General features: G+C 62.4%; 14 protein-coding genes. 6 read left to right on the plus strand and 8 right to left on the minus strand.

Annotation, left to right across the window (positions count from 1 at the left end; all coding sequences use genetic code 11):
* Window positions 1-663 carry a response regulator transcription factor gene (locus tag Q0C17_RS06305; RefSeq protein WP_291203018.1) on the minus strand — a complete coding sequence of 221 codons (663 nt, stop codon included), beginning with the start codon at window positions 661-663 and terminating at the stop codon, window positions 1-3.
* Entirely contained in the window at window positions 663-998 is a 336-nt protein-coding gene (locus Q0C17_RS06310; protein WP_291203021.1) for a PepSY domain-containing protein, read from the minus strand. Before Q0C17_RS06310 ends, Q0C17_RS06305 begins: the two co-directional genes overlap by 1 nt.
* A 308-nt stretch (window positions 999-1,306) precedes the next feature.
* Between Q0C17_RS06310 and Q0C17_RS06315 the strand changes: the two genes are divergently transcribed.
* Window positions 1,307-1,672, plus strand: coding sequence for a c-type cytochrome (locus tag Q0C17_RS06315; RefSeq protein ID WP_291203024.1), 366 nt, complete (start codon window positions 1,307-1,309; stop codon window positions 1,670-1,672).
* Window positions 1,673-2,166: 494 nt separating this feature from the next.
* Window positions 2,167-2,319, plus strand: coding sequence for an entericidin A/B family lipoprotein (locus tag Q0C17_RS06320; protein WP_291203027.1), 153 nt, complete (start codon window positions 2,167-2,169; stop codon window positions 2,317-2,319).
* 75 nt (window positions 2,320-2,394) lie between these two features.
* Here Q0C17_RS06320 and Q0C17_RS06325 read toward each other — a convergent pair whose 3' ends face one another.
* From Q0C17_RS06325 to Q0C17_RS06335, 3 genes are read right to left on the minus strand one after another with little or no spacing between them, the layout of a single operon-like run.
* Entirely contained in the window at window positions 2,395-4,080 is a 1,686-nt protein-coding gene (locus tag Q0C17_RS06325) for a sensor histidine kinase (protein WP_291203029.1), read from the minus strand.
* Window positions 4,080-4,682 carry a sigma-70 family RNA polymerase sigma factor gene (locus tag Q0C17_RS06330; RefSeq protein ID WP_291203032.1) on the minus strand — a complete coding sequence of 201 codons (603 nt, stop codon included), beginning with the start codon at window positions 4,680-4,682 and terminating at the stop codon, window positions 4,080-4,082. The genes Q0C17_RS06325 and Q0C17_RS06330 overlap by 1 nt, the downstream gene beginning before the upstream one ends.
* Window positions 4,679-4,882 carry a NepR family anti-sigma factor gene (locus Q0C17_RS06335; RefSeq protein ID WP_291203035.1) on the minus strand — a complete coding sequence of 68 codons (204 nt, stop codon included), beginning with the start codon at window positions 4,880-4,882 and terminating at the stop codon, window positions 4,679-4,681. The genes Q0C17_RS06330 and Q0C17_RS06335 overlap by 4 nt, the downstream gene beginning before the upstream one ends.
* A gap of 190 nt (window positions 4,883-5,072) precedes the next feature.
* Here Q0C17_RS06335 and Q0C17_RS06340 point away from each other — a divergent pair, with 190 nt between their 5' ends.
* The 3 genes from Q0C17_RS06340 to Q0C17_RS06350 all read left to right on the plus strand — a co-directional run bounded on the left by Q0C17_RS06340 (window position 5,073) and on the right by Q0C17_RS06350 (window position 6,651).
* Window positions 5,073-5,864, plus strand: coding sequence for a response regulator (locus Q0C17_RS06340; protein WP_291203038.1), 792 nt, complete (start codon window positions 5,073-5,075; stop codon window positions 5,862-5,864).
* Between the two features lie 66 nt (window positions 5,865-5,930).
* The gene (locus Q0C17_RS06345; RefSeq protein ID WP_291203041.1) at window positions 5,931-6,251 is read left to right on the plus strand and encodes a hypothetical protein; all 321 of its coding nucleotides are present in this window, start codon (window positions 5,931-5,933) and stop codon (window positions 6,249-6,251) included.
* Window positions 6,252-6,477: 226 nt separating this feature from the next.
* Window positions 6,478-6,651, plus strand: coding sequence for a DUF1328 domain-containing protein (locus Q0C17_RS06350; RefSeq protein WP_291203044.1), 174 nt, complete (start codon window positions 6,478-6,480; stop codon window positions 6,649-6,651).
* A 706-nt stretch (window positions 6,652-7,357) separates the two neighbouring features.
* On the opposite strand, the gene Q0C17_RS06355 is transcribed toward Q0C17_RS06350, so the two are convergent.
* From Q0C17_RS06355 to Q0C17_RS06365, 3 genes are all read right to left on the minus strand, one after another.
* On the minus strand, window positions 7,358-8,617 hold the full coding sequence (locus Q0C17_RS06355) for an acyl-CoA dehydrogenase (protein ID WP_291203047.1): 1,260 nt from the start codon (window positions 8,615-8,617) through the stop codon (window positions 7,358-7,360).
* Window positions 8,618-8,631: 14 nt separating this feature from the next.
* A complete protein-coding gene (locus tag Q0C17_RS06360) occupies window positions 8,632-9,756 on the minus strand; it encodes an acyl-CoA dehydrogenase family protein (RefSeq protein WP_291203050.1) in 1,125 nt (374 codons plus the stop codon).
* Window positions 9,757-9,881: 125 nt separating this feature from the next.
* The gene (locus tag Q0C17_RS06365) at window positions 9,882-11,237 is read right to left on the minus strand and encodes an amino acid permease (RefSeq protein WP_291203053.1); all 1,356 of its coding nucleotides are present in this window, start codon (window positions 11,235-11,237) and stop codon (window positions 9,882-9,884) included.
* 154 nt (window positions 11,238-11,391) lie between these two features.
* Here Q0C17_RS06365 and Q0C17_RS06370 point away from each other — a divergent pair, with 154 nt between their 5' ends.
* Window positions 11,392-13,089 (plus strand): class I adenylate-forming enzyme family protein, encoded by a 1,698-nt coding sequence (locus Q0C17_RS06370; RefSeq protein ID WP_291203056.1) that lies wholly within the window; start codon window positions 11,392-11,394, stop codon window positions 13,087-13,089.
* The last annotated feature ends 8 nt before the right edge of the window (window positions 13,090-13,097 follow it).

A 13,097-nucleotide genomic window follows, 5' to 3' on the forward strand; every position in this document is an offset into this window, starting at 1 on the left:
TCAGCCTTCCTTGCCGATGACGTATCCAAATCCGCGACGCGTTTCGATGACGCCCGGGCCGAGCTTGCGGCGAAGGCGCGAGATCATCGCCTCGATGGCGTTGGTGTCCGAGCTGCCATCGATGCCGTGCAGGTGTTCAGCGAGTTCGCCGGTAGAGACCGCTCGGTCACCATTATGGACAAGATAGTCCACCAGACGAAACTCGAGCGGCGTGACCTTCACGGGCTGGCCGGCGTTGAGGATGGTCATGCGGCGGGTGTCGACGACGAGGTCGCCGGCGCGCATCACCGGCTGGGCCATGCCGGCGGCGCGGCGGATGAGGGCGCGCAGGCGGGCGATGAGTTCGGGTACCTGGAAGGGCTTTGGAAGGTAGTCGTCTGCGCCGGCCTCGATTCCGTCGACCCGTTCCATCCAGCTTCCGCGCGCAGAAAGGATAAGCACGGGCGTGAGCTGCCCGGCGGCGCGCCAGCGCTTCAGGACAGAGAGACCGTCAAGGCGCGGGAGGCCGAGATCGAGCACGATGGCATCGTAGGGCTCGGTATCGCCGAGGAACCAGGCCGCTTCGCCATCGGCAGCGTAATCGACCACGAAGCCGGAATCGCGCAGGGCGCCGACGATGTCGTCTGCGATGATCTTGTCGTCTTCGACCAGGAGGACACGCATCAATCGTCTTCCTCAATGTCGAGGAGGCGTCCGGTATGCGCGTCAACTTCCAGTTCTAGCACGATGCCTCGCCGCGTCAGGATTTCGATCTCGTAGATGAGATAGTCATCATCATCGTCAAGGTCGATCTTCAGGATATCGCCCGGATAGGTACGCAGGAGGCCGGCGAGTATGGTCTCAAGGGGCAGGATCGTGCCGCGTTTGCGGGCTTCCCAGACCTTTTCCTGGTCGTCGTCATAGTCACGGCCACGCCCGCCCCGGTCGGCGGCGGCCGTCAGGGTAGCGGCTATAAGGAGGCCGACCACGAGGAGGATGCGGGCAAGGACAGCTAACACAGGACAGAAGACTCCAAGAAACCCTGCCCCATGCCGGAACTGACCTGACTGGAAGCTGACTGGCCGCCAGCAATCGCTGGTCAGGAGGATTGGGCCAGAACGGCGGCGGGGCCGCAAGAGGCGGCCCGCGCGAGCAAAGGATTGAACCGCTGGTTTCACTGTCCCATCTAATCAGCGCCGTCGCCGCAGCGGGACTTGCCGGAAGCTGACGCCCGGCCGGCGCACTCAGCGCCGGAACACGGACTTGTACGCATTGACAGGGCTTGCTGGAGACCGGAGGTTTGACGCTTCAGTTTGGAGTGGCCGCCATGTTCAATGACCTAAAAGCTGGATTGTTCGGGATCGCCTTCATAGCGAGCGCCGCAACTGCGTGTACCAGCGCCCCCGCGCAGGAGAGCAGCGCGGCGCGCTCTGCGCTGCCAGAACTCCCCGGGCAGACGATCGCAACCAACCTGTGTTCAGGGTGCCACGCGGTCGGACGGACCGGCGATAGCCCGCATCCGGATGCTTTGCCGTTCCGCAAGATATCGATGCGGTATCCAGTACGCGACCTTGAAGAAGCGCTCGGGGAAGGCATTTTTGTCGGGCATCCCGACATGCCGCCCTTCGTGTTCGCCCCCGAGGACATTGACGCCCTGCTCACCTATATCGAGGCGATCCAGGATCCGGCATGACGCGGCTGAGGCGAGCCGCGGCTCAGTTCGGCGGGACGGCCGGCGGCGTGGGTTCGATTCTGGCGTTGCTTCCGGAAGGATTACCTCAGGGACTGTCGTCACAGGATCGTTGCTCTTTCGGAATGCGCCGAGACCTGCGCTCATGTCGTCAAGATAGGGCGATGGGGTTTCACAAGCCCACGGCGTCTGTTCCTCGATCGGCTCGATAAAATGCCCGGGCTGCGGCGCGGGCATACCGGGTTCCGGAGTACAATCTTCGCAGGCAACGAGCGCACCGGCGCCGAGTAATGCAGCTGCAACAAGGCGCGGTTTCATGCGCCGTTGCCTTTCCGGGGATGGCGGGTTCCCAACGCAGGCCCCTGGAAAAGGTTCCGCATCGCGCGGAACAGGTTACGCACAAGTAAGGTTGCGACGAGGGAACCGGCTATCCTGTCACGCGTTTTTACGACAACTGCAGCTCTCAGACATTCTGCAGCTCACTGAAGGAGTGAAAAATGAAGGGTAAGATCGTATTTCCGGCAATGTTCCTGGCTGCCATGCTGCTGGCCGCATGCAACACGGTCGAAGGGGTGGGTGAGGACGTCCAAGCGGGCGGTGAAGCCATCGAGGACACCGCGCAGGATGTCGAAGACGACATCAACAAGTGATCCCGCATTATTGCTGAACTGGGCGCGCCCTCTGCGAGGGCGCGCCTTTTCTCTTTCGCCTCAGCCCGGTGTATCTTAACCGGGCAGCGCCAGAGGAAAGACCAGATCGATGCTAACATTTGCCGGATCATCATCCAGCTTCGTTACCGAACCATCGAGCTGCCTGGCAAACGCTGCGAGGAAGAAGTTGGCTTCCTGTTCCTGCAGAGTTTCTTCGCCCGGCGTGTCATCCCGGCCGCAGCAGAGACGCAGGCGCACATGGCCGTTTTCCCGCTTGAGCACCAGACGAAGATCGCGGGCAATCCAGCCGTTCGTCGATGGGGGACAGAGAATATCGAAGGCTTCCTGGATGAACATCGCCAGCGGTACGGCGAGGTCCGATGGAAGCGGAACCTCATCGACCTCACAGCGGATGTGACGGCTTTCCTCGCCCCACCCCTGCTGTTCATGGATCTGACTGCAGACAGCTTCAATAAGGTCTTCTGCGTCAACCGATTCCAGATGCGCCTCGTTCAGCAGGGCGTGGTGGACGGCAGCCATCATGGAGACGCGCTGGGCCGCAAGCCGCAAGGCACTCTGCGTTTCCGGCCGCTGTTCTCCGCGCCCCTGCAGCTTCAGCATACTGAGCATGACCTGGAGGTTGTTTTTCACGCGGTGATGCGTCTCACGGAAAGCGCCTTTCATCCGATCCAGCGCCTGGACGAGATCGGCCTCGTGAACAGTCACACGCTGGGTGAGATCATCGAATGCCCGGGCCAGCTGCTGCAATTCGGATGCGGCGCCGGCAAGGTCAGTGGCGAGCGGCGTGACTTCGTCATTGCGCCGCATGTCGGAGATACGAAGGCGAAGCCGCTCCAGCCAACGCAGGACAAGCACGTCGATAATCCACGTGGAGGCGAGCAAGGCCGCGAGATAGGCGAGCAGCGGAATCAACAGCACGATCAGCGTATCAATCCGCCTGACCTGCGGCGAAAAGGACGGCGTCAGCATAAACACGCCTTCTGCCCCAACCGGCGAGATCACGACATCAAGGCGGCCGCCTTGCGGCAGCAGCACTTCGCGCAGACGGCGTTCGAGGAGGGCTTCGCTGCTGAGCCATTCCACCGGCAGGCCGCCGATCAGGTCCGAACCGATGACGACGCCGTTGGCGGTGACCAGCGCTTGTTTGAGACCGGTCGAGGATTCTGTATCCGGAAAACGTTCTGCAAGCTTCTGGAGGCTGAGGGTGAAAGCCAGCGAGCCGGTGAAGTTGCCGGCGGCGTCGGTGGTGGTGCGCACCATCCAGATCACCGGTTCACCCAGCGCCATGCCGGGGAACGCCGAGGATTCAACCTGGCCCATGCCCTTGCGCAGGCGCTCGTTCCAATCGGGGTTCGGGATCGGCTCACCGATAAGGGCTTCACCGATGTAGCTGCAGGTCGCCTGACCGTCCGCATCGAAGCGCAGGACGTTCCGGACCGGAAGCTCCAGCGACACCATTGCATGGCCGATCTCAGTGCAGGAGGGATCGCGATCATCGCTGCTGACCATCCGCAAGGCGAGGCGCGATGCCTGGATGGCGGCGTTCACGGACGACATCCCCTCGCGCGACGCTTCGACGAGGTCAGGGTATCGTTGTTGGCGGATCGATTCCTGTTCGGCGAGGGCGCGAAGTCCGCCAAGGATGAGCAGCGGGCTGAGGGCAAGCGCCATCGCGATGATCACCTGCCTGCGCAGACTCATCTTCCGAATGGGCTGAACCCTCGCGGATTCCTCGGCCATCAGTTACCCCGGCTCAGCGCGGTGACCTGCTCCATGATGTTGTTGAAGGCCCCCTCCCCGGAATGGATTTCCGGCGCGCCGGGAACGCGCGCAGGCGCCATGTCCGCATCGAGCATCGCGGCGAGCGCCTTGCGGGCGCGGCTGACGCGGCTCTTGATGGTGCCGACGGCGCAGCCGACAATCTGCGCGGCTTCTTCATAAGCCATGCCGCCGGCGCCGACGAGAATGATCGCTTCGCGCTGGTCATCCGGGAGGTGGTCCAGAGCATTGCGCAGTTCGACCAGTTCTATGCCCTTGGCCGGATTGTCCGACGCAACGAGCGTGCGCTCGGCAATTTCGGGGGCGAGCTCGGTGGAGCGCCAAGAGCGACGCTTTTCCGAGTAGAAGACGTTGCGCAGGATTGTGAACGACCAGGCGCGGAAGCTGGTGTTGGCGGTATAGCTTTCACGGGCCTTCCAGGCGCGCAGCATCGTATCCTGCACAAGATCATCTGCGGCGACCGCGTCATTGCAAAGGCTGCGCGCGAAAGCCCGCAAGTGCGGGATGGATTCAAGCAGCGCCCGCTTGAAGTCCAAGGTCGAGAGGGCGGACTGAGCCGTCATGCCTCACCGCCAGTAGTGCCGTTGCCGGCGCGCTCCTTGGCTTCTGCTTCTTCCAGCAATTGCAGGAACTCGTCTGGCACGGATTCGTCGACCACACCTTTGTACATCTGCCTCAGCTGATCGCCGATCGCGCGGTTTCCCGGCCGGCGATGGCGCGGCGAGCCTTCAGACTTCTTGCCATGCTTTCCCGTTTCGCTCATTGTGATACCTCAAGCCCCGTCGATCGTGCACACATCTGAAAAACATCAGATTTGGCCACAGTGATGCCTTAAACGCGCAGTGGCTTTGATGGTTCCAGCAAAAACTGCGAAATCCAAGAAATGTTTCGCCCACGACGCAACCAAGTGCGCTTTGAGCCGTTTATACGCAGATATTTGCAGGAGGCTCCACATGTCGATGATCGCGCAGTTCAAGCCGCATCTCCCGTTTCTGAGACGCTACGCTAGGGCCCTGACGGGCGCCCAGCAGAGTGGTGACGCGTATATTCTGGCGAGCCTCGAGGCCCTGAAGGAAGATCCTAACCAGATCAAGACGGCATCGTCGGCGCGGGTCACGCTTTACAAGTTTTTCCACGCGATCTGGTCGACCACCGGCGCGCATCTGGAAAGCAGCCCGAAGTCCGGGGTCTCGGCGCCGGATTCTCGCCTTCGCAAGCTGGCTCCGATCGAGCGGCAGGCTTTCCTGCTGACGACACTTGAGGGGTTTACGCGCGCCGAAGCCTGTGAGGTTCTCGACCGAAATATCGCCGAGCTGGAAGCGCTTCTTGATGCAGCGCATCACGAAATCGAAAGGCAGCTGGCGACTTCGGTTCTGATCATCGAAGACGAGCCAATCATCGCGGCTGATCTTGCCCACATCGTCCAAGACCTCGGCCACAAGTTTGCAGGCGGCGCGACTACGCGCAGGCAGGCCGTCGAGATGGCGCGCCGCGTGAAGCCGGGTCTGATTCTGTGCGATGTTCAGCTGGCGGACAATTCCTCGGGTATCGATGCCGTGCAGGATATCCTGGCAGAAACGGATGTGCCGGTGATCTTCATCACCGCCTTCCCGGAACGCCTGCTGACGGGTGATCGGCCTGAGCCAACCTACCTGATCACCAAGCCGTTTCAGGACGATACCGTGAAAGCAGCGATCAGTCAGGCGCTGTTCTTCCGAACCGAGGCCGCCGTAGAGGAAACCTGAAGCAGGCTGAGGAACCTTTTTCCGGAGCACCCGTTGGTCTGGCGAAAGCAAGGATAGGTGATTCCCATGGCCAGCGCACAATCTGCAACAAGCACTTCGAAATGGGCAAACGGGAAAGATCACAAGTCCGCGGCCGAAGGCGCAGTTGAGCAGGACTTTCGCGATGCAAGAGAAACAGCTGCCAGATTCTCGCTGGCTGTCAGATCGTCAGCGACGCATTTCGGTGAACATGTTCAGCGGCGCATGGCCGCGCAGGCAGCGCGCGCGGCCCAGAAGGTCCACCGCGCACGCACAAAAGCCCAAGACAGGGTGCGCAAGCGGCCCTTATCTGCAATCGGCATTGCCGCCGCTGCCGGCATCCTGGTCGGAATCCTGACCCGCCGATAAGACCAAGCGAGATTCCTCAGGTGCGCGAGCACCGCGGGAATGGCGGCTGGCGCGCCCCTTGCGGGCTCGCCAGTTTTCCTTTGTGGAATTTTTCTATGTATACGGACTATATTTAGAACGGTTGCAAAAGCTGAACGTTCTAAGGCTTTTTGGAACCTTACACCAACGGAGCGCGTTGTGATTTCATGAACAGCCTGAATGGTCAGGCGTGATAATGGAGGTTACCATGCTCGGTTGGGCGCTCACATTCTTTGTGCTGGCTATTGTGGCCGCACTGCTTGGTTTTGGCGGCATCGCCGGCACCGCGGCAGGCATCGCCCAGTTCCTCTTTTTTGTCTTCCTCGTCCTGCTCGTCTTGACCTTCGTCATGCGGGCTATCCGCGGCCGAGGCGTCACCTGACGCCTGGAGACAGGTCCGGAATTCAAGGGGCGCAGTTCACTGCGCCCCTTTTGCTTTAAATTGAAATGCGGGCAGGAGCGCGGAACCATTCCGGTAGAGCAACGTTGATGTTTCGAAGCTGGGCAGTACCAGCCGCTCCCAGAAGGTGAAACGATCCACTCCTGCAAACATATTCCCAACGGCCACTGTCCCTCCCGACGCCGTTGAGAACAAGACGCTGGTCACGCTTCCCCCCCGCGCCTGAATGACCATGCGTCGGCCGCCACCCAGTCTTCTGGGTGGCGGTTTTCATTTGAACATTAGAGGGAAGCTGCCCGCCTCAATCACGAGCCACAACACGCAGCAGGGTGAAACGCACAGCCAGGCGCGACCTGGTCGCGTCGCGGTCAATCTCGCCGTCGCCGGACAAGACGGTACGTCTCCTCAAAGTGAGAGCGGTTCGGGTCGAGGTGCGATGCAAACACCGCGCTCATGACACTTGTTCCAACCAGCGGGGCTCGCGCACCTTCGGGAGGGCAGAGCATAACGTGCGAACCTCTCGTTCGCCCCGAAAAGTCATATCAGGATATTGCCCCCCTGACATGCGCGCCCGAGCAGGAGAGTCCCGGCATATCGGCAGTGCGCGCAGAGCGGGTGACCGCTTGACGTATGTGGGTTTTCTGCATGACGCGCGCCCCGGACAGGCTGTTGACAGTCTGAGAGCGCGCTACTTCTTCTTTCGCCCGCTGGTCGGGATATCCTTGAAAGCGACATCCTTGTCGACGCGGATATCGCCGGGCAGGCCGAGCACACGCTCGCCGATGATGTTGCGCAGGATCTCGTCCGAACCACCTTCAATTCGAGTGGCAGGCGAGCGCATGAGCATGGCCTGGAAGCGGCCTTGTTGCGGGCTGTCCTCGTCCCACACCGCGCCGGCCTCGCCCTGCAGGTCAAGCGCGAAGATCGCGAGGTCCTGCATGGCAGCGCCGGCGACGAGCTTGCCGATCGAGTTTTCCGGGCCGGGCGTCTCGCCTTTCGATAGTGCGGAGATGGCGCGCATGCCGGTGTACTTCAGGCCGCTCTGCTTGACGGCGAGTTGTGCAAGTTTCGAGCGCACTGCAGAATCCTCGACGGCGGGTCGGCCATCGATTTCAGCCTCCATGCAATACCGGAAAAGATCCGGAAAGCCGGTCGACATGCCGGAGCCGATGGAAAGCCGCTCGTTCATCAGCGTGGTGAGCGAGACTTCCCAGCCCTGCCCCACGTCACCCAGGCGCTGGCTGTCCGGGATGCGCACCTCGGTGAAGTAGACTTCGTTGAAGCTGGACTGGCCGTTCGCCTGTTTGATCGGGCGCACTTCAACACCGGGGCTCTTCATGTCGAGGAAGAACATGGTGAGGCCCTTGTGTTTGGGCACATCGGGGTTGGTGCGGGTGATCAGGAGCCCCCAATCGGAATACTGGGCGCCGCTGGTCCAGATCTTCTGGCCGTTGATGATCCAGTCGCCTGAGCCGTCATCGGCTTTCACGGCACGGGTGCGCAGGCCCGCGAGGTCGGAGCCGCTGGCGGGCTCAGAAAAGAGCTGGCACCAGATGTGCTCGCCGCTGGCGAGCGGCGGCAGGAGCTTACGCTTATGCTCGTCGCCCGCCCAGGCCATCACGGTCGGGCCGCACATGCCGTGGCCGATGGTGAAGACTCCGGTGAGCGCCGCATACGGACCTTCTTCCTGGCCCCAGATGACGCGCTCGATGGGCGTGCGGGCGCCGCCGCCATATTCCTTCGGCCAGTGGAGGCAGGCCCAACCAGACTCGGCTTTCTTCTTCTGCCAGGCCTTACCGGCAGCGATGGGGTCTTCACTGACAACGCCGTTCGAACCGAAGCTCGCGCGCTTCAGTTCTTCCTCAAGATGTTTCGGTGCATTCGCATCGATCCAGGCGCGGACCTGCGTGCGGAAGGCGGCTTCTTCGGCTGTATCTTCGAAATCCATTGTCTTTCTCCCTCTCAGGCTGCCGACTCAGCGTTGCCGGCACTCATGCGTTCAATCAGATGCGTCTCCCAGGTCGACAGCGAGCCAAGTGACACGGCGAGTGCGTTCGAGCGGCGATAGAAGAGGTGGCAGTCAAAGGCCCAGGTGAAACCCATGCCGCCGTGGACCTGAATATTGTTCTTCGCGCAATGCTGGAAGGCGGTGGTCGAAGAGACGCGCGCTGTTGCGGCTGCGACAGGAAGCTCGGCAGCACCAGAGACGAGAGCCCAGGCGCCATAATAGCAGTTGGAGCGGGCGAGCGTGGCGGAGACGTACATGTCCGCAAGGATATGTTTGATAGCCTGGAACGATCCGATCGGGCGGCCGAAGGCCATACGCTCCAGCGCATAGTCGCGCGCCATTTCCAGCGCGCGGTCTGCGCCGCCAAGCTGCTCGAACGCCATCAGAACGGCCGCGCGGTCGAGGACCTGAGAGGCGATGTGCCAGCCATCGCCTTTGGCGCCGAGGAGTTCGGCGGCGGCGCCGTCAAAGACAAGGCGGGCCTGGCTGCGTGTGGGATCAATCGTCTCCAGCGTTTCGCGGCGAACGCCGGCGCCAGACAGATCGACGAGGTAGAGCGAAAGAGCGCCTTTCTCATCACGCGCGGTGACGACAGCCACGTTGGCCACGTCGCCGTCCGTGGCGGGCCACTTCGTGCCGGTGAGTTTGCCGCCCTTGACCGAGGCGGTGACGCTGGCGGGCGTCGTGCGCCCCTGCCCTTCGCTGGAAGCGAAGGCGCCGATGGCTTCGCCGGACGCGAGCTGGGGCAGCCAGGTTTCTTTCTGCTTCCTCGTCCCGGCCAGGAGCAGGAATTCAGCGACGAGGTAGATGGAGGACGAGACCGGAACCGGCGCGATGGCCCGGCCGAGCTCTTCGGCGATCACGCACAGTTCGAGATGGGTCAGGCCCGAGCCGCCGTATTCTTCCGGGATGGCGGCGCCGAGAAGGCCAAGGTCAGCGAGGCCTTTGTAGAGCGCTTTGTCATAGCTTTCGGGGCCTTCAAGGATCGCCCTGACGTGGGCCGAGGTGCATTTCTCGGACAGGAAGCGGCGGACCTGATCGCGCAGCTGCTTCTGTTCGTCTGAAAAATCGAGGTTCACGGATAGTCCTCCCAGAGTTTCCTGCGCCATGCCCGGCCGGGCGCGTCCATGGCCTACTTGTTGGCGGCAACTTTTGAAGCGAGGCCTTGCAAGGTCAATCCATTCCGCGAAGGCAGGCCCCGGCGTCAGGGCCGGACGGGGGCGGCGCGGCATTCCAGCACAATCAGGGCCAAGGCGCCCAGAACCAGCACGCCCGCGGCAAATAAGGTGCCGGCGCCAACATAGAGGACTGCAGACACGAGCATGGCGGCGCTGACGAGTATGAACATCGCCGGCACAAAGGGGAAAAGTGGTACCCGGAACGGACGCGGCATGTCCGGTTCTGTCTGCCGCAGGCGAATAAGCGCGAGGCCGCTGGCAATGAGAAACATCCAGTAGATCGGGGCGGTGTAGTCCACGAGCGTCTCGAAGCCCTTGTAGGCGGCGCCTAGACCGACGAGCACCAGGGAGATGGCGCCCTGGACCAGGATGGCGTTACGCGGGCTTTGCGTTTGCGTGTTCCAGCGGCCGATCCATCCCAGCGCCGGAATGTCGCTGGCCGCAGCAAAAGTTGTCCGTGCGCCAACGATGATCGTGGCGTTGACCGAGGTGACGGCCGCGGCAACCACGCCGATGGCGAGGATGATCCCGGCGCCAGGACCAAAGGCACGGGCCATCAGGTCTGCGGCGGGAGCTGATGAGGCAGCGAGCCCGCCAAGGCCGAGGCCGCGCAGCATAGCCCAGGCGGTGAGCATGTAGAGCAGCGTGATGACGGTGATGGCGATGACAAGCCCGCGTACCATTCCGCGCTGGGGATCCTTCACTTCAGCCGAGAGGGTCGCTGATTCCGTCCAGCCTCCAAACGCCAGCAGGACGAAAACCATGCCATAGCCGAGCGCGCCCACACCCGGAGTGGAGGGTGTTCCGGGATCAAGCGGTGCAATCCCCTTGAAACCGAGCCAAAGCGCAGCGGCCGCAAGCGCGAGGAGGCCAGCGATCAGGACAACGACCATGAGGCTGTCTCCCACCTCGCCGGAGGGGCGCAGCTTGAATGCGGTGATGCCAAGGATACTGGCGAAAGCGTACATCGCCGGGCCTGACGGGCCGAGATCAACCACGCGGTTCATGTAGTCGCCGATCACGAAACCGAGCAGCGCAATGGCGCCGGTGTTGATGACCGCGAGCCGGGCCCAGGCGAACAGGAAGGCGAAGCGACGGCCCCAGGCGCGTTCGAGGAAATGATAATCCCCGCCCGGATGGGGAAAAGCGGCGGCGAGTTCGGAATAGCAGAGTGCCCCGGCGAGCGAGATGAGGCCGCCAAGCGCCCAGAGCATGTAGACCATGGTTTCGGAGCCAGCATTTGCGGCCACGAGCGCGGGCGATTTGAAGATACCCGCGCCGATGACCATGGCAATCGTGATGATGGCCACATAGCGGACGGACACGTGCCGGGCGACGCCGACGGGCACCTTGTCTGCGATCTGGCCCGGCGGCGTGGTCATGGCAGCTCCTGTTCGTGCGGCGGCCCAGCGATACCCCGCATCATGGCGGACCAAAAGGGCAGACGGCTGCAGCACCTTACGTCGCGCCATTGTTCCTTCGGGCGGCGTTGTGTGTATGATTTGGCAAAACACACAGGCAATCCCGGAGAGTGACATGCATTACAGTGAGTTGAAACAGGCACGGGCGGAGCTGACGGGTCCGGGCGGCCAGTTCGAGGTCATCGAAGCCGACGTGCTCGGGCAGCGGCTGCGCGTCTTCAAGAACGCCCCGCCCAGCATCCGGGAAGTCTGGCTCTCAACCATCCAGTTCGCCGAACGGCCCTACCTGATCTACGGCGATGAGCGGATCACCTATGGCGAGTCCCATACGCTGGTGAATTCAATCGCGGCCTGGCTGGCGGCGCAGGGCGTGAAGCCCGGCGACCGGGTCGCCGTGGCAATGCGCAACTTTCCGGAATGGATGCTGATCTATTGGGCGTGTGTGTCGACTGGAATTGCCGTGGTCGGGATGAACGCCTGGTGGACGGCTGAGGAGATGGCTTACGGCCTGTCGGATTCGGCGCCGAAAGTGCTGTTCCTGGACGAAGAGCGGCTTGCCCGCCTAAATGAGCGGCCGGAACTCACCGGGCAGATGAAACTCGTCGGCGTACGCATTCCGAACGCGCCAGCCAACATCACGCCCTGGAGCGAGGTGATCGGTCATGGCGGGGCAATGCCGGATGTGAAGGTCGATCCGGATTCGGATGCATGCATCTTCTACACGTCGGGCACGACCGGCTTTCCGAAAGGCGCGCAGCTGACGCAGCGCGGCTGCGTCGCCAACCTGATGAACATGATGTATGCGGGCGCCTCCACCGCACTGGCGACGCAGCGTGCGACCGGTGTCGCGCCGCCCGCAACGCCGCCGGTTCCGGTGACACTGATCACGACGCCGTTGTTCCATGTGACGGCCAACAATTGCGGCGCTTATGCTGCGACCGCCGCGGGAGGCGCGCTTGTGCTGATGTACCGCTGGGATGCGGGCGAAGCGCTACGCCTTATCGCGCGCGAGCGCGTGACCGGCATGAGCGGCGTGCCGGTGATGGCGCGCGAACTGATCAACCACCCGGATTTTTCCACGACCGATACGTCGAGCCTGACGGCGCTGGCAGGCGGCGGAGCGCAGGTTCCGCCGGACCTCGTCCAGAAGATCGACTCGCAAGTTGCAACTGCTCGGCCGAGCACCGGCTATGGCATGACGGAAACCTGCGGGATCATCACCTCGATCTCGGCCGACTTCTTCGTCGACAAGCCGGACAGTGCAGGCCCGGCTATGCCGAACTTCGAAGTGAAGTGCGTGGACGACAACGGCAAGACAGTCGCCCCCGGCGCTGTTGGCGAGCTTTGGGTGAAGGGCTCATCTGTCATCAAAGGCTACATCAACCGGCCTGAGGCGACCGCCTCCTCCATCACCGATGGTTGGCTGCATACGGGGGACATTGCGCGGCTCGACGAAGACGGCTTCATCTACATCGTCGACCGCAAGAAGGATATGGTGCTGCGCGGCGGCGAAAACGTTTACTGTGCAGAGGTTGAAGGCGTGATCTACCGCCACACGGCTGTTGCGGAATGTTGCGTGTTTGGCGTTCCGGACCAGCGCCTGGGCGAGGAAGTTGGCGTTGCCGTCGTGCTCAAGTCCGGAACTAGCCTGACCGATGCGGAGCTGCGCGAGCATTGCGCTGCGATCATGGCGAAGCACAAGATTCCGCGTTACATCTGGTTCCTCGACGAGGCCCTGCCCCGCAATGCGAGCGGCAAGTTCCTCAAGCGGGAACTGCGCGACCGGCTGAGTGGGGAAGTGGCGACTGCTTAGGCGGAGCT

Source organism: Hyphomonas sp., from assembly GCF_022844445.1.
In the GTDB taxonomy this organism is placed as follows: domain Bacteria; phylum Pseudomonadota; class Alphaproteobacteria; order Caulobacterales; family Hyphomonadaceae; genus Hyphomonas.

Excerpts from the sequence above, each read along its gene's own strand:
- Q0C17_RS06305 (WP_291203018.1), bottom strand. The coding sequence starts at position 663 with ATGCGTGTCCTCCTGGTCGAAGACGACAAGATCATCGCAGACGACATC.
- Q0C17_RS06315 (WP_291203024.1), top strand. The coding sequence starts at position 1,307 with ATGTTCAATGACCTAAAAGCTGGATTGTTCGGGATCGCCTTCATAGCG.
- Q0C17_RS06320 (WP_291203027.1), top strand. The coding sequence starts at position 2,167 with ATGAAGGGTAAGATCGTATTTCCGGCAATGTTCCTGGCTGCCATGCTG.
- Q0C17_RS06325 (WP_291203029.1), bottom strand. The coding sequence starts at position 4,080 with ATGGCCGAGGAATCCGCGAGGGTTCAGCCCATTCGGAAGATGAGTCTG.
- Q0C17_RS06330 (WP_291203032.1), bottom strand. The coding sequence starts at position 4,682 with ATGACGGCTCAGTCCGCCCTCTCGACCTTGGACTTCAAGCGGGCGCTG.
- Q0C17_RS06335 (WP_291203035.1), bottom strand. The coding sequence starts at position 4,882 with ATGAGCGAAACGGGAAAGCATGGCAAGAAGTCTGAAGGCTCGCCGCGC.
- Q0C17_RS06340 (WP_291203038.1), top strand. The coding sequence starts at position 5,073 with ATGTCGATGATCGCGCAGTTCAAGCCGCATCTCCCGTTTCTGAGACGC.
- Q0C17_RS06345 (WP_291203041.1), top strand. The coding sequence starts at position 5,931 with ATGGCCAGCGCACAATCTGCAACAAGCACTTCGAAATGGGCAAACGGG.
- Q0C17_RS06350 (WP_291203044.1), top strand. The coding sequence starts at position 6,478 with ATGCTCGGTTGGGCGCTCACATTCTTTGTGCTGGCTATTGTGGCCGCA.
- Q0C17_RS06355 (WP_291203047.1), bottom strand. The coding sequence starts at position 8,617 with ATGGATTTCGAAGATACAGCCGAAGAAGCCGCCTTCCGCACGCAGGTC.
- Q0C17_RS06365 (WP_291203053.1), bottom strand. The coding sequence starts at position 11,237 with ATGACCACGCCGCCGGGCCAGATCGCAGACAAGGTGCCCGTCGGCGTC.
- Q0C17_RS06370 (WP_291203056.1), top strand. The coding sequence starts at position 11,392 with ATGCATTACAGTGAGTTGAAACAGGCACGGGCGGAGCTGACGGGTCCG.